Source organism: Bradyrhizobium sp. NC92, from assembly GCF_025200865.1.
Classification (GTDB): domain Bacteria; phylum Pseudomonadota; class Alphaproteobacteria; order Rhizobiales; family Xanthobacteraceae; genus Bradyrhizobium.
Map to the genome: position 1 here is coordinate 5,188,943 of NZ_CP104171.1, position 18,454 is coordinate 5,207,396.

Consider the following 18,454-nt stretch of genomic DNA (forward strand, 5'->3'; position numbering starts at 1 on the left):
TGTAGGGCGGATTAGGCGCAGCCGTAATCCGCGGGTTCGGATGGGTGGCGGGTTACGCTTCGCTAACCCGCCCTACGCCTCCCCTCACAACGGCAAATTGTCGTGCTTCTTCGCCGGCATTTCCGTCTTCTTGTCCTTCAGCATCGAAAGCGCCCGGGCGATCCGCTTGCGGGTCGAGTGCGGCATGATGACGTCATCGATATAGCCGCGCTCGGCGGCGATGAAGGGTGACAGGAAGCGGTCTTCGTATTCCTTGGTGCGGGCTGCGATCTTGTCGGGGTCGCCGATGTCGCTGCGGAAGATGATCTCGACCGCGCCCTTGGCGCCCATCACCGCGATCTGGGCGGTCGGCCAGGCGTAGTTCATGTCGGCGCCGATCTCCTTGGAGGCCATGACGTCGAAGGCGCCGCCATAGGCCTTGCGGGTGATGATGGTGACGAGCGGCACGGTGCATTGCGAATAGGCGAACAGGAGCTTGGCGCCGTGCTTGATCAGGCCGCCATATTCCTGCGCGGTGCCGGGCAGGAAGCCCGGCACGTCGACGAAGGTGACGATCGGGATGTTGAAGGCGTCGCAGAAGCGGACGAAGCGCGCCGCCTTGCGCGATGCGTCGCTGTCGAGCACGCCGGCCAGCACCATCGGCTGGTTGGCGACGAAGCCGACGGTGCGCCCGGCGATGCGGCCGAAGCCGGTGACGATGTTCTTGGCGAAGGCTTCCGCGATCTCGAAGAAGTCGCCCTCGTCCACGACCTTCAGGATCAGCTCCTTCATGTCATAGGGCTTGTTCGGATTGTCGGGGATCAGCGTGTCGAGCGACATGTCGACCCGCTCGATGTCATCGAAGCTCGGCCATTCCGGCACGCCGTCGGTGTTGTTGGAGGGCAGGAAGTCGATCAGGCGCCGCATCTGCAACAGCGTCTCGACGTCGTTCTCGAAGGCGCCGTCGGCGATCGAGGATCGCGTCGCATGCACCGAGGCGCCGCCGAGTTCCTCGGCGGTGACGACCTCGTTGGTCACGGTCTTCACCACGTCGGGGCCGGTGACGAACATGTAGCTGGTGTTCTTCACCATGAAGATGAAGTCGGTCATCGCAGGCGAATAGACGTCGCCGCCGGCGCAGGGGCCCATGATGACGGAGATCTGCGGGATCACGCCCGAGGCGAGCACGTTGCGGCGGAACACGTAGGAATAGCCGGCGAGCGCGGCGACGCCTTCCTGGATGCGGGCGCCGCCGGCGTCATAGAGGCCGATGATGGGCGCCCTCGCCTTCATCGCCATGTCCTGCAACTTGGTGATCTTGAGCGCGTGGGTCTCGGACAGCGAGCCGCCGAACACCGTAAAGTCTTTGGCGAAGACAAATGTCTTGCGGCCGTTGACGGTGCCCCATCCCGTGACGACGCCGTCGCCCGGCACCTTCGTCTTCTCCATGCCGAACTCGGTGGAGCGGTGCTCGACGAACATGTCGAACTCCTCGAACGATCCCTTGTCGAGCAACAGCTCGATGCGCTCGCGCGCCGTCAGCTTGCCGCGGGCGTGCTGCGCCTCGATGCGCTTCTCCCCGCCGCCGAGCTTTGCGCCGGCACGACGATCTTCAAGGGCGTCCAGGATGTGTTTCATTTGCTCCCGCCAGTTCTTAAGTGATGGGCGGGTTCTAACACGGCATTTTGCGACCCGGAAAGCCGCTTTCGCCGTCGCAGGGCTGGCTTGCCGTAGCGGGAAAGCGCAAGGAATTACAAAGTTTTGCCGAGGAGGCGAGCGTGACGGAAGGAAGGGGCGAGACGGGCGCTGCGACGGGCGGCGTCAACATCCTGCTGCGGCTGGAGGGCCTGACCCTGTTTGCAGCGATGGTGACGCTCTATGCGGCCTGGGACGGGTCGTGGCTGGTGTTTGCCCTGCTGTTCTTCGTGCCCGATCTGAGCTTCCTGGCCTACGACGCCAGGTTCGGCGCGATGGTCTACAACGCTGCCCACAGCTACATGGCACCGGTGGCGTTGCTGACGCTGGGCTTCGGCCTCGCCTCGCCCCTCACCCTTTCCATCGCCTTGATCTGGCTTGCCCATATCGGCCTCGACCGGGCGCTCGGCTACGGCCTGAAATATTCCGCCGGGTTCGGCTTCACCCATTTGGGACGGATCGGGCGGCAGAAGGACTCCTGACCTCAAATTTGGCAGCCCGGCAGGTTGACCGGGCCGACCGATTCAGGCTTGCTCCGGAACGATCAGGCGCCGAATGTTGCGTGAGCCCAGTGTACGGCGGCGGTTCTTTACGCCTTAGCTCGAGCATCACCAACTGGCATCACCGAGATGTCCGCGACGGTCGTCCCCCTGCCGCCGAACCCAGCGTCCGAAACCATCGACTTCCTGCGCCGCATGGCCGGCATGGTGTCGGGGCGGAACGGCGAGATGCTGCTGCGTGCAGCCAGCATGATCGAGTCGCTGAGCCAGCGGGCGATGTCGGCCGAGCGGCTCTATCATCAGGCACAGGAAGAGAGCACGCGCAACGCCGAGCTGCGCGAGTCCGCCGAACTCGCTTCCGACGCCATGGTCGGCCAGATCGCGGCGCTGCGGGCGCAGCTCGCCGAGCTCACCGCCGCGACCGCAGCCGAGCGCGCCGCCTTCGATGCCGAGCGCGGCAAGCTGCTCGCGCTGATGCAGCATGCCGACAGTCATATCGGCAAGCTCACGACGGAGCTCGACAGCTTGCGTGCCTCCGTCGACAGCTTCAACGAGACCGTGGTCTCGGTGCCGATCGAGGCGCTGCGGCTGGCGCGGACGCAGTTCGATTATCTCTCGAGCTGCTTTGCCCGGCGCGGCGATCCGATCTCGCAGGCCATGAGCGAGATCGGCGGCTTCGCCATTGACCAGGCGCTGACGGCGAAGCCTGACCCTGCCTGAACGCCGCCCGGCGACCGAAGCAGGCCCGGTCTAGCCACGATAATCCCATGTCGATGCACTCTCTGAGAGGACCCGCAAGAGACTGCGGATCCGTGTCGGCATCTGTTTGCGGCTGACCTGGACGGCGTGGATCGGCGTATTCGGCACGCGCCAGCCGGAGTTGCTGATGGCTGCGTGGTGTTGCCATGACGTCATCATAGCAGTGACTTCGAAACCACTACAAGGCCGGGCGTCCGAAGCGATATCAGCTCGCAGCAAGAACTCACGACCGGAGAGAACAATGTTCGTCGATATCGATAATGGATCACTCGTGACCGCAGGCTCGAGCTTGCCCGGAGATCAACCCATCTTCATGCTCAATCTTCTACGCTATCGGGATGAGGCCTTGTACCGGAACAAGTCCGAGCTTCCGGCCTGCAGCGGGCGCGAAGCCTATTACACGCGCTATGTCCCCGCATTTCGCAAGGTCGCAATTCCGCTAGGGGTCACGCCGACTTGGCTTGGCTCTGTCGGAGCCCTGCTGGTTGCGGCGCAAGGCGAAGCCTGGCACGACGCCGCAATGGTCCGCTACCCCGACTTCGCGACCTTTCGAGCCATCGTCTTGAGCTCCGACTACCGACGTGAGGCCGAGCCCCACCGCCTGGCCGCGCTCGCCGATTGGCGTCTGATTGCGACGACCGAGGTTCAGGTGCCGGCTTGACGACGGTCGCGCTAGATCGCACCGATCTCGGAAAGGCAGGCTTGCGTCAGCGTCATGCGAGCCTCGATGTAGCGCGGCTCCTTGCAATCCATGTTGAGCGCGAACACGGTATGCGCCTCGCCCTTCTCGGCCCAGCCGACCATCCAGCCGAGCGAAGGCTCGCCGCGCTCGGCGCCCAGGAGGCCGGACTTGGCGCGGATGACGCTGTTGCCGACCTTGGTCGCCGGCAGGATGTCGCAGACGAGGTCCTGGCTGCGCTTTGAGATCGGCAGCGCACGGCGGCGCAGCCGGTCGACGAAATCGACTTGCTCGACCGGATCGATGCGCAAGGCCCCGGCGAGCCAGAACTGGTCGATGCCGCCGCCGATGTCGCGATTGCCGTAGTCGAACGCGTCGACGTATTGCTGCATGCGCACCTCGCCGATGCGGCGCGCGATCTCCTGATAGACCGGCACCGCGCTCACGAGAAGCGCGCTGCGCAGCGTGTGATCCTTGTTCCAGGCCTCGATCGGGCGCTTGACGCCGTCCCAGGGAAACACGTCCTTGTCGGGATCAGTGACGACACCGCTCTCGAGCGCAATCAGCGAGTTGGGAATCTTGAAGGTCGAGGCCGGCAGCTTGCCCTCGCCCGAGCGTTCCTTGTCGCTGGCGACGATCAGATAATCCTCGACCTTGTAGCCGACGAACGTGCCTGACGTGCCGAGCTCGGTGAAGCGCTTTGCAAGCGTGTCGCTGATTTCATTGCGCGGTGGCGCGACATGGGCGCGCGCGCGTCGGGGCAGGATCGCGGTTGCGGCGAGGAGGCCGAGGGTGGAACGGCGGGTGAGCAAGGCAGTGTCCGTCGAATGATGAAAGTGGCCGCGACCTTGCAGCCGAGACGTGGTGAAACGATGACAGATGGTTTCTATCGCCCCCGGCCCGACAGCCGCAGCACGAACACCAGCACCTCGGCGACGGCCTTGTAGAGATCCGGCGGGATCTCGTCGCCGAGCTCGACCTTCGACAGCGCGCCGGCCAGAACCTCGTTCTCCTCGATCGGAATATCGTGGGCCTTGGCGATCTCGACGATCTTTTCGCCGATCGTGCCCTTGCCCTTGGCGACGACGACCGGCGCGCCGGATCCCTTCTCGTAATGCAGCGCGATCGCGAGCTTGGACGGATCGCTCATGTGGCGCGATCCAGGAAGTGGCCGGCGCGGGCCGGCGCCGGTGGCGGCGGCGTGCCGGCGCGGACGACGATATCGCCGGGCTTGAGCTCGGCCTTCGTCAAGGCCTGGCTGAGCTCACCGATGCCGGCGCGGAGCTGTTGCGCGGTGGCGGGCCGCTCCGCCCACATCCGGACGAAGGTCTTGTCGCCGTTCAGCGTGATCAGCGCATGCACGGGTCCGGCCGGCTCGACATTGAGCGAGAAGCGCGCGCGCCAGGCGCGCTTGGCGGGATCGGCGGACTCATTGCCGCCGTCTCGCGAGATCTCGAATTGCGCCATCGCGGTGCCTTGCGGGGTCGCGAACGGGATTTCGAAATTCCACTGCGGCACGGCCGGATCGATGCGGTGGCCGCTGGCGTCGGTGCGATCGGGGAGCGAGGCAATTTGCAACAACGTCTGCCGCGCGATCGCGGCATCGGTGTCGTCGAGCAGACGATGCACGGTCGCAGCCAGCGGCGTGTCCGGCGCAAGCGACGGCCCGGCGATGGACTGCGGCGCCGGCAGCGCACCGCGGACTGGCGGAGGCGTCGGGTGTGCGGCAGCCTCGAAGATGTGCGCATCCGGCACGGCCTTGTTGGAGCCCGGCACGTTGCCGGTCAGGCGCGGCAGATTTTGCGTGAGCTCTTGCAGCAGGCTCGCGGCTAGGCCGGCGGACATGGTTCGCGGCACCGCGGCTTGCGGATTGTTGCCCGCGCCCTCGGCCAGCACGGCGGCAGCAAGCGCGCCGCGCGACAATTGCGCCGGTTGGGCGACGTCCGCATCCGGTGACGGCGACGCCGCTTGTGCCGTCCCGCCCGCCAGCCCAGCCGCGGAGGCTGCGGTCTGCGTCGTGGCCGCAGCACTCGCCGGCAGCGACACACCTTGCGGAGTTGCCTGCGGCACTCCCGTCTCGATCGCGCCGGAGGTCGACGCCAGCGTCTGGCGTAACACCAGCAGTGCGGCCTTCAAGTCCGGGATCACGCCGGAGGACGGCGTTGTGCCTGCGGCCAATGACGCCTCGAAAAACAGCCCGGACTTCTGGAAGGCAGATTCGATATCGCCGCCGTCGAGGGCCTGGTTGAGCGGCGTCTGTTGCGCAAGCACGTCGAGCACCGCCTGCTTCAGCCCTGCGGGCAGGTTGCTGCCTGTCACGACGGAGGCCAGGTCGGCGAACAGCGGCGCCTGGCTCCCCTGTTTGGTCGCGGCCTCGGCAGAGGCCGTCGCGACGGCGGCCTGCTCGGACGGCGTCAGGGTGTTCCGTGCCGTTGCCACTGACGGCGCCAGCGGCGGGCTGTCCACCAGCGCGGCCGCCCGCGGCGTCAGCGTAACCTGATCGCCCGCCGCCTCGCCTGCCCCGCTCATGACGGCGAGGCGAATGGCGCCGTTGTTCTGCGAGACCGCGAGCTGGAGGTTCTGCCCCGGCGCCAGCGCCACCTCCGACATCACGTCCATCGACAGGTTGGCGATCGCGATCCGCACCAGATTGTCGGCGAGCACGCTGACCACCCTGGCATCGACCACACTGCCGGCTTGAAGCACGAGATCCGGTGTCGCCGCATCAGCCGGGCGGCTGGCAGCGTTGACGGGAGCAATGGAAGTGACCGGCGTCGGCATCTCGGCAGCCTTAGGGAGCGCCGGCTACCGTAACCGCTGCCTCGTAAACCTCTCGTTAAGGACCTTGGACAGCCGGCGACTTCACCGCCGCCAGAACCGTCACGGCGGCCTGGAAATCCTTCAGGCGGGCGGCGCGGCGGGCGGCCGCCTCCTCGTCCACGCCCCATTGCTCCGCGTTCCAGTCCTCGTCGACATGGGCGGCGGCCCAGACCTGGTCGGCATCGCGCACGCCCTGGTCCAGCGCCAGCGCCAGCAGCGCCGAGCCGGTCAGGGTCGTCACCATGTGGAGCGCGGCGACCGACCAGGGGTCGCCGGGCAGCGCGGCCCGTGCGGCCTTCAAAGCCTCGTCCGGCTGCTTCACGTGCATCACGCCCTCCGACAGGATGAAATGCGCCCCCAGCGTCTCCGCCGCCCAGAACAGCACGGGGTCCCAATGCGCAGCCTCGCGGGCGACCAGTCCCTCGGGATGGCCGGCACGATAGAAAAGCAAGTCGGACTCGAAATATTTGGCGAGGTCGTCGCTGACGAGCTCGACGCGATCGACGACGCCCTCGACCACGCTGTTGGCGATCCGCGTCAACGGCATGGTCACGGGATCGATCGTCTCACCCTGGGCCGCCCATTCCGCGGCGACGCGATCTGCGAGCGCGCGCGTCGGGATCACCACCTGGCGACCCGACGGCGTGCGGATCGGCTTGCTGTCGAGAGTGATGGCGAAGCCGCCCTCGGCATCGGCGACGCCGGCCTCCTTGTAGAAGCGCTTGCGCAGCGGCGTGCGCGTGGAGGCGCGCGCCGAGTCCCGGGGATCCGGCGGGGGCTGGCTTGCTGCTTCTTCGAACAATTCGCGCATGTCGGTTTTCGGTTCCGGTCACTGGATGCTAGGCTTCTAAGATAAGACCGGCGGCCGATAAAGCGAGCGGCGGGCATGAGGGAAGTTGCGGGCATTGGGGCCCTGTTGGCAGGATTTTGGCTGGCCGCGGCGGAGGCCGGCTTCCGCACCCCGGAATCGCTGGTCCGCAACGTCTATGCCCATTACGGCGAAGGGGCGCCGGAGCTGTCAAAAGGCTTGCCGCGGGATGCCGTGACCGCCCGCCAATTCTTCGATCCGCCACTGCGCAAGGCCTGGAGCGCGCCGAGAGTCGAGCCCTATGATTTCCTGGTGCAGAGCCAGAGCTGGAAGATCGGCCCTGTTACGATCGCGGTCGTCCGCAGGCAATACGACAAGACATATGTCGCCGCGAATTTCGACAATCGCGGTCGCCGGGTGGCGCTGAACTTTGTCGTGGTCAACGGGCCCGAGGGCTGGCTGATCACAGATGTCGAGAGTCCGCATGACTCCTTGCGGATGTTTCTGGAGCAGTTCCGGAATTGAGGGTGGCCAACCATTGCTGTCTCCGCACCGTCATTGCGAGCGTAGCGAAGCAATCCAGAATCTCTCCGCGAGGCAGTCTGGATTGCTTCGTCGCACCAGCGCAAAATTGCTACGCAATTTTGTCGCGGGCTCCTCGCAATGACGGGACTAACAGCGGAGCTCAGCCCTACTCCTCTGGCGCGTTCTCGATCGGATCAAATCTGGTTGCGTCGAGCCCGAGCAGGTTCCACGACTGCTGCATGTGCGGTGGCAATGGCGCGGTGGCGTCGATCACGCCGCCGCGCGGATGCGGGATGACGATGCGGCGTGCGAGCAGATGCAGCCGGTTCTGCAGGCCGCCCGGCAGCTGCCAGTTCTCGATGTTGAAATATTTGGGATCGCCGACGATGGGATGGCCGATATGGGCCATGTGGGCGCGCAGCTGGTGGGTGCGGCCCGTCACCGGCTTCAGCGACACCCAGGTCAGCTTGTTGCCGGCGGTCTCGACCACGGCGTAGTACGTCACCGCGTGGCTCGCGCCCTCATCGCCATGCTGGGCGATGCGCATGATGGTGTCGTCCTCGCCCTCCTCCTTTGCGAGGAAGGTCGAGATGCGGCCCTGCTTCGGCTTCGGCAGGCCCGGCACCAGGGCCCAATAGACCTTGCGCGCCGAGCGCGAGCGGAACGCGCCGGTCAGATGCGAGGCGGCAAAGCGCGTCTTGGCGATCAGGAGACAACCCGACGTCTCGCGATCGATGCGGTGGACGAGGCGCGGCTTCTGACCCTTGGCATCGCGCATCACCTCCAGCATCTGGTCGATGTGGCGCGTCATGCCCGAGCCGCCCTGCACGGCAAGGCCGGCCGGCTTGTTCAGGACGAGGACGTCGTCGTCTTCCCAGATCGTCATCTCCTTCAGCGCCTTGAGCGTCTTCTGCGCAGCCTCCGAGAGCGGGCCTGCCGCCTTCGGCGCATCGAGCTTCAGCGGCGGAATGCGGACGCTCTGCCCCTCCTCCAGCCGGTCCTTGCTGTCGACGCGCTTGCCGTCGACGCGCAGCTCGCCTTTGCGCACGACGCGCTGGATGTGGGAGAACGACAGGCCGGGAAAGCGCGCTTCCAGGAAGCGGTCAACGCGCATGTTGTTCTCGTCGGCCGTGACCGTGACGGTCTGCACCTTGGTCGGCAGCAGCGCCTCGACGGACTTCTCAGGCGCAGGCCTCTCCTGGACCGCGTTGGGCGGACGCCGCTCGGCGCGCTCGCCCACAAAGCGCGGCTTTGCACCCGGCTTGCCGCCGGGCTTGCCACCCGGACGCGGCCCGGCCTTCTTCGCGCTACGCGCCTGATGCGGGCGCGAATCGTCGCGCTCGTCACGCGAACGCGGCTTTGGGTTCATTCTCTTGATGCGGCGGCTCATGATTGCCTGCGTACCCTAAAAGCCGCCTGCCGTCACGACGAAATGGCCGCTTCTAGGGCGAGCCGCCCCGCTCCTTGCGCAGCTTGGCCCAATAATCCAGCCGCTTCCGAATCTCGCGCTCGAAGCCGCGCTCGGGCGGGTCGTAGAAGGTCTGGCGACCCAGGGCCTCCGGGAAATAGTCCTGGCCGGAGAAGGCGTCCGGCGCGTCGTGGTCGTATTCGTAGCCGGAGCCGTACCCTTCCGACTTCATCAGCTTGGTCGGGGAATTGAGGATGTGCTTTGGCGGCAGCAGCGAGCCGGCCTGCTTGGCGACCTGCATCGCGGTGCCGAAGGCGGTGTAGACCGCGTTCGATTTCGGCGCGGTGGCGAGATAGACCACGGCCTGTGCGATGGCGAGTTCGCCCTCGGGATGGCCGAGGAAGTCGAAGGCGTCTTTCGCCGCATTGGCGATGACGAGCGCCTGCGGATCGGCAAGTCCGATATCCTCCACCGCCATGCGCACGACGCGGCGGGCCAGGAACAGCGGGTCCTCGCCGGCGTCGAGCATACGCGCGAGATAATACAGCGCGGCGTCGGGATCCGATCCGCGCACCGATTTATGCAGCGCCGAGATCAGGTTGTAGTGGCCGTCGGCCGATTTGTCGTAGATCGGCGCGCGGCGCTGCAGGATCTCCTGCAGCTGCACGGCATTGAAGATCTCGTCCGCACGCGCCGAACGCCAGACCTCTTCGGCGAGCGTCAACGACGCACGGCCATCGCCGTCGGCCATGCGGACCAGCACCGCGCGCGCCTCCGCATCGAGCGGCAGCTTCCTGCCCTCGACGGCTTCAGCATGCGCGAACAGCTTTTCGATCGCGGCCGCATCGAGCGAGCGGAATACCAGCACGCGCGCCCGCGAGAGCAACGCCGCGTTGAGCTCGAAGGACGGGTTCTCGGTGGTGGCGCCGACCATGACGACCGTGCCGTCCTCCATCACGGGCAGAAAGGAGTCCTGCTGCGCGCGGTTGAAGCGATGCACCTCATCGACGAACAGCAGCGTGCCCTTGCCCATCTCGCGGCGGGCGCGCGCGGCGTCGAATGCCTTCTTCAGATCGGCGACGCCGGAGAACACCGCCGAGATCTGCTCGAAATGCAGATCGGTCGCGTCAGCCAAGAGCCGCGCCACCGTGGTCTTGCCGGTGCCGGGCGGGCCCCAGAACACCAGCGAGCCCAGCGTGCGCGTCTCCAGCATGCGCGTCAGCGCACCGTCCGGACCGAGGATGTGATCCTGGCCGACGACCTCCGAGAGCGTGCGCGGGCGCAGCCGGTCCGGCAGCGGATGCGGAGCATCGTGATCGAGCCCCGCCGCGGCAAAGAGAGTCGGCGTCTCCTGTGGTCGCTTCGGACTCATCCGCCCAGCGTGACGTTGATCTGCTGGCCGCCGCGCACCAGCGTAATGCGCCAGATCCGCGGCCGCTCGCCCGCGGCCTTCTCGAGGTCGCCGGTCTTGCTGATCTTCTGGTTGTTCACGGCGAGGATGATGTCGCCTTTCTGGAAGCCGACACTCGCAGCCGCGGTATCGCCGCCGATATCGGTGATCACGACACCTTCGGTGTCGGCATCCAGACGCAGCTCATCGGCCACGGCCGGCGTGATGGTCGAAACCTTGGCGCCCTGGAACGGCGAGCGCGCGGTGACGACGAGCTCGTTGCGCCCGGTGTCGGGCGCCGTCTCCAGCGCCACCGTCAGCTTCACCGATTTGCCGCCGCGCTGCACGTCGAGCTGCGCGGTGCCGCCGAGCGGACGGGTTGCGAAGCGATAGTCGAAGGCGTTGGGATCATCCACGGTCTGGCCGTCGATCCCGGTGATGAGGTCGGAGGATTTCAGGCCGGCTTTCGCCGCCGGACCGTTCGACACCACGCTCGCGACCAGCGCACCGGTCGGCGAGCGCAGGCCGAGGCTCTCGGCGATCTCCGGCGTGACCGCCTGCAATTTCGCACCGAGCCAGGGACGCTTCACCGCCTTGCCGCCGCTCTTGGCGGAGGCGACGACGACGCGCACCATGTTGGCGGGAATCGCGAAGCCGATTCCTTGCGAGCCGCCGGAGCGCGAATAGATCGCGGTGTTGATGCCGGCGAGCTTGCCGGCCATGTCGACCAGCGCGCCGCCGGAATTGCCGGGATTGATCGCCGCATCGGTCTGAATGAAGAACTGATAGTCGGTGATGCCGACTTGCGTGCGCGCCAGGGCCGAGATGATGCCGTGGGTCACGGTCTGGCCGACGCCGAAGGGATTGCCGATCGCGAGCACGACGTCGCCGACCAGGAGTTCATCGGAATTGGTGAAGTCGAGCGTTGGGAACTTCTCCCTGCTGTCCTTCAGGCGCAGCACGGCGAGATCGGTCCGGGAATCCTTGAGCAGGATCTCGGCCTCGAACTCGCGCTTGTCCGACAGCGACACCTTCACCTGGTCGGCGCCCTCGATGACGTGAACGTTGGTGACGACGAGACCGGAGGCATCGACGATGACGCCGGAGCCGAGCGAGCGCTGCATCTGCTCGGGCTGCTGGCCCGGCACGCCGAAGAAGCGGCGGAAGATCGGATCATCCAGCAGCGGGTTGCGGTTCTGCACGACCTTTGCGGCATAGACGTTGACGACCGCCGGCTGCACCCGCTGCACGATCGGCGCATAGGACATCCGCAGCTCGGCCGGCGACGACGGGACCCGACGGTCCTGCGCAACAGCCGGATTGAAGGTGGCCGAAAGGGCTACGCACAGCGCCGTGACGGCGGCAGTCCAGGTCGCTCGAAACATTCCTACCTCTTGGAAAAGACGCCGGAATATAGGCGCGTTCGCCCCCCAATAGAAGGGCGCCGGAGGGCAATATTCGCCCCCTTCTCCGGCGTGTCCGGCATGCAAGGGTGCCGTGCGAATCTGCAATTTACCCGGGCGGCGGATTGGCATGATGTGCATCATCTTGCATGGTGGTGTGAGGCGGATTCGGTTGCGGCGAATTTGCATCAGTGGGAACCCACGCAACCGTTCGCAGCGTCGCGGGGCAGTCATCGATCACACCTAGGCTCTGCGTTCGCGACTTGGGGAAACAGTCAAATGATGGAGCGTAACGTGAGCAGAACAAGAATTGCGGCCACCGCGATTGGTCTCGCCGGCGCGCTGGCGGCATCGCAGGCCCAAGCCCAATCGGCAAGCAGCAGCGAGCAGGAGATCGCGCTGTTGAAGCAGCAGCTGAAAATGCTCGAGCAGAAGCTCGACAAGCTGCAGAGCCAGACCGCGGCGAACACGGCGGCCGCGGCAAAGGCAAAAGCCGAAACCAAGGCAGAGGCAAAGGCCGAGGCGCGCGCGGAGGCAAAGGCCGCGGTGGCCAATGCCAACGCGGCAATCCCGGTCAAGGGGCCGGCGCCGGCATCCGGCGTCGTCGTGACGATGCCAAACAACCGGCCGACGATCTGCACCGCCGACCAGGCCAACTGCGTCGCCATCACCAGCCGCGTGCATTGGGACGTCGGCGGCTATGACTACCGCCCCAACACCGCAGCCACCGTGCCGCAAAAGCTCGACAGCGGCCAGAATGTCCGCCGCGCGCGCATCGGCGTCACCGGCAAGTTCTTCAACGACTGGAATTTTGCGCTGGTCTACGATTTCGGCGGCTCGTCCGACGGATTTGGCGGCACAGCTCCGGGATCGCTGCCGGGCGGCGGCGTCTCCGGCGTCGAGAACGCGTATCTCAGCTACACCGGCCTGAAGCCGTTCGGCGGCAAGATGGCGATCGAGGCCGGCATCATGGACTTGCCCTACACCATGGACGAGGCGACGAGCTCGAACGACATCATGTTCATGGAGCGCGCCTCGCCTGGCGTGATCGCGACCAACATCGCCGCCGGTGACTTCCGTTCCGCAGCCGGTGCGCGCTGGTTCAACGACCAGCTGTGGATCGGCGGCTATGTCACGGGGCCCTCGACCGGCGCGATCCATTCCGCCTCGAGCGCGGCGCCGGCGGGCACCAGCGAGCAATATGGCGCCGTGGCACGCGTGGCCGGCAATCCCATCAGCGGCAAGGATTATTCGGTGCATATCGGCGCCGATGCGCAATGGCTGATCCAGCCGCCGCGCAATCTCATCGCCAACACGCAGACGGTCACGCTGAGCGATCGTCCGGAATTGCGTCTCGACCCGACCACGCTGATCTCGACCGGCGCCATCGCCAATGCCTCGGGCGCGCAGGTCTACAGCGTCGAGGCGGCAGCGACCTACGGCCCGTTCATCGTCCAGGGCGAGTATTTCTGGTACAATGTCGATCGCACCGCCAACACCGGTGTGCCGCTGGTCGGCGCACCGAGCCTGAAATTCCAGGGCGGCTACGCGCAGGCCGGCTATGTGCTGACCGGCGAAGGCCGCTCCTACAATGCGGCGAACGCGGCCTATAGCGGCGTCAAGCCGGCGCATCCGTTCTCGCTCGACGGCGGCGGCTGGGGCGCGTGGGAGATCGCCGGACGCTTCTCGACGATCGACCTCAACGATCAGCTCGCCACGGCGAGCGGCGTCGCAGGTGGCCGACAGACGGTCTATACGCTCGCGCTCAACTGGTACGTCAACGGCAACGTGCGCTTCATGCTCGACTATCTGCACGGCACGGTGTCGCGGCAGGCCTCGCCGATATCGACCGCAGACGTCGGCTCGAAGTTCGACGCGGTCGCGATGCGCACGCAGTTCGCGTTCTGACTTTACACCTCTCCCGCAGGGAGAGGTCGCCGAAGGCGCGGGTGAGAGGTTACGCTCTATCGAGGATGCCGCGCCCCCTCACCCGAATTGCTCTGGACGATGCTGCGCATCGCCAGGCGTAATTCGACCTCTCCCCGTCGGGGAGAGGTAACGTCACCACCCCTCACCTTCATCACGCTGCGCGCTTCTTCTTCAGGACCACCGGCGGCGGCGCGCAGGACAACCGCTCCTGGTGGCTCTCGCCCCAGGCCTTCAGGATATCGATCACGGGCCTCAGGCTCTCACCCAGCTCGGACAAGCAATACTCCACGCGCGGCGGCACCTCGGCATAGACCTTGCGGATGACGAGCTTGTCTTCCTCCAGCGCGCGCAGCTGCTTCGTCAGCATGCGCTGGGTGATGCCGGGCATCCGGCGGCGCAATTCGCCAAAGCGCTGGGTGCCGCTCTGCAGGTGGTAGAGGATCACGCCCTTCCACTTGCCGTCGATCAGGTCCAGCGTCGCCTCGACCGAGCAGCCGGGACGACGGGCGAAATTGCGGCGTTTCATGCGGGTTTTCCCAATAGTATCCAAACAGGGACTATATCCCCGAATTTACAGTACTTGCCAAATCGGAGCCAGAGCGACAGTTAGGGCGGCAGGCGAATAAAACCATCTGATGGAGACACGCCATGAAGGCCGTCGGCTACAAAAAATCGCTCCCGATCGAGGACGCGGATTCACTGTTCGATTTCGAGACCGCAAAACCCGACCCCAAAGGGCGCGACATCCGCGTCGCGGTAAAAGCGATCTCGGCCAACCCGGTCGACTACAAGGTGCGCAAGCGCGCAGCGCCCCCCGAGGGCGAGACCAAGATCCTGGGCTATGACGCGGCCGGCGTGGTCGATGCGGCCGGGCCCGAGGTCACGCTGTTCAAGCCGGGCGACGAAGTGTTCTACGCCGGCTCGATCCTGCGCCAGGGCACCAATGCCGAATTCCACCTGGTCGACGAGCGCATCGTCGGCAACAAGCCGACGAGCCTGTCGTTCGCGCAGGCCGCCGCCCTTCCCCTCACCTCCATCACCGCCTGGGAATTGCTGTTCGACCGGCTCGGCGCGGTGCCGGGCAAGAGCGTCGATCCGCGCACGCTGTTGATCACGGGCGGCGCCGGCGGCGTCGGCTCGATCCTGATCCAGCTCGCGCGCCGCCTCACCGGGCTGACGGTGCTCGCCACCGCCACCCGGCCGGAATCGCAAAAATGGTGCCTCGATCTCGGCGCGCATGCGGTGATCGACCATGGCAAGCCGATGAAGGAGCAGATCGAGAAGTTGAAGCTGCCGCCGGTCGCGCTGGTGGCCAGCCTCACCTACACCGACCAGCACTACAAGGCGATCGCGGAATTCATGGCCCCGCAGGGCAAGTTCGGCCTGATTGACGATCCCCCTGAGTTCACGGTTGCCGCATTCAAGGGCAAGGCGATCTCGGTGCACTGGGAATCCATGTTCACGCGCTCCTCGTTCCAGACGCCTGACATGATCGCGCAGCATCATCTGCTCAACGACGTCGCCGACCTCATCGACAAGGGCGTGTTGCGCACTACGCTGGACCAGACCTTCGGCACGATCAACGCCGCCAACCTCAAGCGCGCGCACGCGCTGCTGGAGAGCGGCAAGTCGCGCGGCAAGATCGTGCTGGAGGGGTGGTAGGCTTGGCACTCCGCGTCAATTGAGGCATCATGCGTCTGCGGTCCCGGAAAAGAGGGCCGACCCCCGCCCGCCGGGACCAGCAACAAGCAGAGTGATGATGACCGAACCATGCGACCTGTCGGCGGTCGCGGCACGCGCGCTGATTGGCCAACGCAAGCTCTCCCCCGTCGAGCTGACGGATAGCTGCATCCGTCGCATCGAAGCGGTCGATCCGGCGGTCAATGCCGTCGTTGCGCGCTCGTTCGAAACCGCGCGCAAGACGGCGCGCGAGCGCGAGGCCGCCGTGATGCGCGGTGAGACCCTCGGCGCCGTGCATGGGCTGCCGCTCGGTGTCAAAGACCTGATCGATGCGGAAGGATTGCCGACCAGCTTCGGCAGCGTGCTGTTCGCGGACAATGTCGCCAGGCAGGACGAGGCCATCGTCGCGATGCTCAAGCGCGAGGGCGCGATCGTTATCGGCAAGACCAACGTGCCGGAATGGGGCGCCGGCGGCAACACGCGCAACGCCGTGTATGGCGCGACCGGCAATCCCTTCGATCCCAATCGATCGGCCGCCGGTTCGTCGGGAGGATCGGCCGTCGCGCTCGCCACTGGGATGGTGCCGCTCGCGACCGGATCCGATACCGGTGGCTCCGTGCGGAATCCGGCATCCTTTTGCGGCGTGGTCGGCTTCCGGCCCTCGCCCGGACTGATCGCCAGCAACAGCCGCAACATGGCCTGGCTGCAGATCTCGCAGCTCGGGCCGATGGCGAGAACCGTGCCCGACGCTTGCCTCATGCTGTCCTGCATGCTGGATCGTGACGCCCGCGATCCGTTATCGGCGATCCTTCATGCGGGCGGTTCGCCCTCGGCGGCGCTCTATCGCAATCCGCCGCGCGTCGATCTCTCCGCGCTCCGCATTGCTGCAACCAGCGATTTCGGCTTTGCGCCGACCGAGGGGGTGGTCGCCCGCGCCTTCAGACAGAAGCTCAATTCGTTCGAAACTGTATTTCGCGGAGTCGAATGGGCTCATCCTGATTGCACCGGCGCGGACGAGGTATTCAGCATCCTGCGCGCCGTCGCATTCCTCGGCCGCCATCGCGAGCTCGTGGAGAAGTTTCCGGACAAGATCGGGCCCAACGTTCGCGACAACGTCGCGGAGGGGCTCGGCTATTCCGCCGCCGACGTGGCGCGTGCGCTCTCGATGCAGACCGACCTGTACCGGCGCTGGCAAACCTTCTTCGCGGATCACGATTTCATTCTCGCGCCTGCGGTCACCATCAGCCCACGGCCGTGGTCGGAGCTCTATCCAGCCGAGATCGACGGCCGGCCGACCAAGAGCTATTTCCACTGGCTCGCGCTCGCCTATGCCGTCACCAATGTCGGCCATCCCACCGTCGCAATCCCGGCCGGAAGCGACGACGCCGGCCTGCCGTTCGGCATCCAGGTGATCGGCCCGCGCGGCGGCGATCTCGCCACGCTCGCGGTCGCGCGCGAAATCGAAGCGGTGCTCGCTGCCAATCCGGATACCGCCCGCCCTGTTCCCGACGTTGCGTGGCTTGCCAGGCAGCCGCCGATTGCGAACAAGCCGGGATTTCTCGCCTTCGATTGAAACGTCAACCGCGGAAAACGACACGATGAAAACAACGTTCCTGACGCTAGCGCTCGCCGCGATCGGCTCGATCAGCGTCAACTCGCTCGCAACCGCGCAATCGTATCCCGAGAAATCACTGCAATTGATCGTCCCGTTCCCGCCGGGCGGAGCCTCCGACGTGGTGGCCCGCATCATCGGCGGCGAGCTCGAAGCCCGGCTCGGCAAGCCCGTCATCATCATGAACCGTCCCGGCGGGGGCACCACGATCGCGGCCAAGGAGGTGGCGCGCGCGGCGCCCGACGGATACACCCTGTTCTTCAGCTCGAACTCGAGCTTCACCTTGCCGGCCGCCGTGAAGGAGAGCGTTCCTTACGATGCGGCCAAGGATTTCGAGCCGCTCGGCCGGGTCGGCAAGATCACCCTGGCGCTGGTCACCTACAAGGACAATCCGGTCAAGGATCTGCCTGCGCTGGTCGCGGAGGCAAAGGCCAATCCGGACAAGCTGTCGCTGGCCTCCTTCGGCGTCGCGACGGTGTCGCATTTCGCCGGCGAGTTGTTCAAGTCGAACGCCGGAATCAAGATGGTCCACCTGCCCTACAAGGGCAGCGCGCCGGCGATGAACGATCTCATCGGCAAGCACATCCAGTACCATGTCGACACCGTGATCGCCGTGAAGCCGCAGATCGAGGCCGGCACCGTCAAGGTGATGGCCGTATTCTCCGGCCAGCGCACACCATTCCTGCCCGACACACCGACATTGGCAGAGCTCGGCTATCCCGCCATCGACTTCTCGTCATGGGGCGCGGTGGTCGCGCCCAAGGGGCTGCCGCCGCCGGTTCGCGACAAGCTCACGGCGACGCTGGAGGAGATCATCAACAGCCCTTCCGTTGTGGAGCGCTTCGTCAAGGTCGGCTTCGAGCCCGGCTTCGCACGCTTTGACGACTGGGCCGGAGCGGTGACCAAAGAGACGGCCGAGATGAAGGACATCGCGCAGAAGGCCGGCATCAAGGACGAGTAGCCGGACGCCTACGGCGTCGATACGCCTTCGACAAGCAGCAGTCTGCGCTGAAGCGCGCTCGCGCGCAGCTTCAGGGCCTCGGCATACTCGGAAGAGGCGTACCACTCCTTCAGCCGTGCCATCGTCGGGAACTCGACGATGACGATGGCCTTCGGTGATGGACCGCCCTCAAGCAGCTCGGCCTGGCCGCCGCGGACGAGATAACGCCCGCCGTACTGCGCGATCGTCTCGGCAGCCAAGGCGCGATAGGCCTCGAATGCAGCGGGATCGCGCACCTCGACCTCGGAGATCACATAGGCCGTCATG

Annotated in this window: 18 protein-coding genes; 8 read left to right on the forward strand and 10 right to left on the reverse strand. The window is 66.0% G+C overall.

Annotated features, from left to right (window positions below; translation table 11 throughout):
* Positions 1-84: 84 nt before the first annotated feature.
* Positions 85-1,617, reverse strand: coding sequence for an acyl-CoA carboxylase subunit beta (locus tag N2602_RS24430; RefSeq protein ID WP_172783220.1), 1,533 nt, complete (start codon positions 1,615-1,617; stop codon positions 85-87).
* A 140-nt stretch (positions 1,618-1,757) separates the two neighbouring features.
* On the opposite strand from N2602_RS24430, the gene N2602_RS24435 reads away from it, so the two are divergent.
* The 3 genes from N2602_RS24435 to N2602_RS24445 all read left to right on the forward strand — a co-directional run bounded on the left by N2602_RS24435 (position 1,758) and on the right by N2602_RS24445 (position 3,594).
* On the forward strand, positions 1,758-2,156 hold the full coding sequence (locus tag N2602_RS24435) for a DUF4260 domain-containing protein (RefSeq protein WP_260379716.1): 399 nt from the start codon (positions 1,758-1,760) through the stop codon (positions 2,154-2,156).
* A 147-nt stretch (positions 2,157-2,303) separates the two neighbouring features.
* Entirely contained in the window at positions 2,304-2,894 is a 591-nt protein-coding gene (locus N2602_RS24440) for a hypothetical protein (protein WP_260379717.1), read from the forward strand.
* A gap of 280 nt (positions 2,895-3,174) precedes the next feature.
* Positions 3,175-3,594, forward strand: coding sequence for a hypothetical protein (locus N2602_RS24445; protein WP_260379718.1), 420 nt, complete (start codon positions 3,175-3,177; stop codon positions 3,592-3,594).
* 11 nt (positions 3,595-3,605) lie between these two features.
* Here the strand turns inward: N2602_RS24445 and N2602_RS24450 are convergent, their stop codons facing one another.
* The 4 genes from N2602_RS24450 to N2602_RS24465 all read right to left on the reverse strand — a co-directional run bounded on the left by N2602_RS24450 (position 3,606) and on the right by N2602_RS24465 (position 7,243).
* Entirely contained in the window at positions 3,606-4,424 is an 819-nt protein-coding gene (locus N2602_RS24450; RefSeq protein ID WP_260379719.1) for a penicillin-binding transpeptidase domain-containing protein, read from the reverse strand.
* A 74-nt stretch (positions 4,425-4,498) separates the two neighbouring features.
* Positions 4,499-4,762: an EscU/YscU/HrcU family type III secretion system export apparatus switch protein gene (locus N2602_RS24455; RefSeq protein WP_025036968.1), complete on the reverse strand. Its 264-nt coding sequence runs from the start codon at positions 4,760-4,762 to the stop codon at positions 4,499-4,501.
* The gene (locus N2602_RS24460) at positions 4,759-6,393 is read right to left on the reverse strand and encodes a flagellar hook-length control protein FliK (RefSeq protein ID WP_260379720.1); all 1,635 of its coding nucleotides are present in this window, start codon (positions 6,391-6,393) and stop codon (positions 4,759-4,761) included. The genes N2602_RS24455 and N2602_RS24460 overlap by 4 nt, the downstream gene beginning before the upstream one ends.
* A gap of 55 nt (positions 6,394-6,448) precedes the next feature.
* Positions 6,449-7,243: an ATP12 family chaperone protein gene (locus N2602_RS24465; protein WP_260379721.1), complete on the reverse strand. Its 795-nt coding sequence runs from the start codon at positions 7,241-7,243 to the stop codon at positions 6,449-6,451.
* 75 nt (positions 7,244-7,318) lie between these two features.
* On the opposite strand from N2602_RS24465, the gene N2602_RS24470 reads away from it, so the two are divergent.
* Positions 7,319-7,765 (forward strand): hypothetical protein, encoded by a 447-nt coding sequence (locus N2602_RS24470; protein ID WP_212254957.1) that lies wholly within the window; start codon positions 7,319-7,321, stop codon positions 7,763-7,765.
* A 166-nt stretch (positions 7,766-7,931) separates the two neighbouring features.
* Here N2602_RS24470 and N2602_RS24475 read toward each other — a convergent pair whose 3' ends face one another.
* From N2602_RS24475 to N2602_RS24485, 3 genes are read right to left on the reverse strand one after another with little or no spacing between them, the layout of a single operon-like run.
* A complete protein-coding gene (locus N2602_RS24475) occupies positions 7,932-9,155 on the reverse strand; it encodes an RluA family pseudouridine synthase (protein ID WP_212254956.1) in 1,224 nt (407 codons plus the stop codon).
* A 52-nt stretch (positions 9,156-9,207) separates the two neighbouring features.
* Entirely contained in the window at positions 9,208-10,545 is a 1,338-nt protein-coding gene (locus N2602_RS24480; RefSeq protein ID WP_260379722.1) for a replication-associated recombination protein A, read from the reverse strand.
* Positions 10,542-11,948 carry a DegQ family serine endoprotease gene (locus tag N2602_RS24485; RefSeq protein WP_260379723.1) on the reverse strand — a complete coding sequence of 469 codons (1,407 nt, stop codon included), beginning with the start codon at positions 11,946-11,948 and terminating at the stop codon, positions 10,542-10,544. The genes N2602_RS24480 and N2602_RS24485 overlap by 4 nt, the downstream gene beginning before the upstream one ends.
* A 312-nt stretch (positions 11,949-12,260) precedes the next feature.
* On the opposite strand from N2602_RS24485, the gene N2602_RS24490 reads away from it, so the two are divergent.
* Positions 12,261-13,874, forward strand: coding sequence for an OprO/OprP family phosphate-selective porin (locus N2602_RS24490; protein WP_212254955.1), 1,614 nt, complete (start codon positions 12,261-12,263; stop codon positions 13,872-13,874).
* A 172-nt stretch (positions 13,875-14,046) separates the two neighbouring features.
* Here N2602_RS24490 and N2602_RS24495 read toward each other — a convergent pair whose 3' ends face one another.
* Positions 14,047-14,421 (reverse strand): helix-turn-helix domain-containing protein, encoded by a 375-nt coding sequence (locus N2602_RS24495; RefSeq protein WP_260379724.1) that lies wholly within the window; start codon positions 14,419-14,421, stop codon positions 14,047-14,049.
* Between the two features lie 122 nt (positions 14,422-14,543).
* Here N2602_RS24495 and N2602_RS24500 point away from each other — a divergent pair, with 122 nt between their 5' ends.
* From N2602_RS24500 to N2602_RS24510, 3 genes are all read left to right on the forward strand, one after another.
* The gene (locus N2602_RS24500) at positions 14,544-15,557 is read left to right on the forward strand and encodes a zinc-binding alcohol dehydrogenase family protein (RefSeq protein ID WP_260379725.1); all 1,014 of its coding nucleotides are present in this window, start codon (positions 14,544-14,546) and stop codon (positions 15,555-15,557) included.
* 97 nt (positions 15,558-15,654) lie between these two features.
* Entirely contained in the window at positions 15,655-17,148 is a 1,494-nt protein-coding gene (locus N2602_RS24505) for an amidase (protein WP_260379726.1), read from the forward strand.
* A gap of 25 nt (positions 17,149-17,173) precedes the next feature.
* Entirely contained in the window at positions 17,174-18,148 is a 975-nt protein-coding gene (locus N2602_RS24510) for a tripartite tricarboxylate transporter substrate binding protein (RefSeq protein WP_172783207.1), read from the forward strand.
* Between the two features lie 8 nt (positions 18,149-18,156).
* Here the strand turns inward: N2602_RS24510 and N2602_RS24515 are convergent, their stop codons facing one another.
* Positions 18,157-18,453, reverse strand: coding sequence for a DUF1330 domain-containing protein (locus tag N2602_RS24515; RefSeq protein WP_212254952.1), 297 nt, complete (start codon positions 18,451-18,453; stop codon positions 18,157-18,159).
* Position 18,454 lies beyond the last annotated feature (1 nt).

Bases quoted from the DNA above. Each gene is read 5' to 3' on its own strand.
- N2602_RS24430 (WP_172783220.1), bottom strand. From the start codon at position 1,617: ATGAAACACATCCTGGACGCCCTTGAAGATCGTCGTGCCGGCGCAAAG.
- N2602_RS24440 (WP_260379717.1), top strand. From the start codon at position 2,304: ATGTCCGCGACGGTCGTCCCCCTGCCGCCGAACCCAGCGTCCGAAACC.
- N2602_RS24445 (WP_260379718.1), top strand. From the start codon at position 3,175: ATGTTCGTCGATATCGATAATGGATCACTCGTGACCGCAGGCTCGAGC.
- N2602_RS24455 (WP_025036968.1), bottom strand. From the start codon at position 4,762: ATGAGCGATCCGTCCAAGCTCGCGATCGCGCTGCATTACGAGAAGGGA.
- N2602_RS24460 (WP_260379720.1), bottom strand. From the start codon at position 6,393: ATGCCGACGCCGGTCACTTCCATTGCTCCCGTCAACGCTGCCAGCCGC.
- N2602_RS24465 (WP_260379721.1), bottom strand. From the start codon at position 7,243: ATGCGCGAATTGTTCGAAGAAGCAGCAAGCCAGCCCCCGCCGGATCCC.
- N2602_RS24470 (WP_212254957.1), top strand. From the start codon at position 7,319: ATGAGGGAAGTTGCGGGCATTGGGGCCCTGTTGGCAGGATTTTGGCTG.
- N2602_RS24475 (WP_212254956.1), bottom strand. From the start codon at position 9,155: ATGAGCCGCCGCATCAAGAGAATGAACCCAAAGCCGCGTTCGCGTGAC.
- N2602_RS24480 (WP_260379722.1), bottom strand. From the start codon at position 10,545: ATGAGTCCGAAGCGACCACAGGAGACGCCGACTCTCTTTGCCGCGGCG.
- N2602_RS24485 (WP_260379723.1), bottom strand. From the start codon at position 11,948: ATGTTTCGAGCGACCTGGACTGCCGCCGTCACGGCGCTGTGCGTAGCC.
- N2602_RS24495 (WP_260379724.1), bottom strand. From the start codon at position 14,421: ATGAAACGCCGCAATTTCGCCCGTCGTCCCGGCTGCTCGGTCGAGGCG.
- N2602_RS24500 (WP_260379725.1), top strand. From the start codon at position 14,544: ATGAAGGCCGTCGGCTACAAAAAATCGCTCCCGATCGAGGACGCGGAT.
- N2602_RS24505 (WP_260379726.1), top strand. From the start codon at position 15,655: ATGACCGAACCATGCGACCTGTCGGCGGTCGCGGCACGCGCGCTGATT.
- N2602_RS24510 (WP_172783207.1), top strand. From the start codon at position 17,174: ATGAAAACAACGTTCCTGACGCTAGCGCTCGCCGCGATCGGCTCGATC.
- N2602_RS24515 (WP_212254952.1), bottom strand. From the start codon at position 18,453: ATGACGGCCTATGTGATCTCCGAGGTCGAGGTGCGCGATCCCGCTGCA.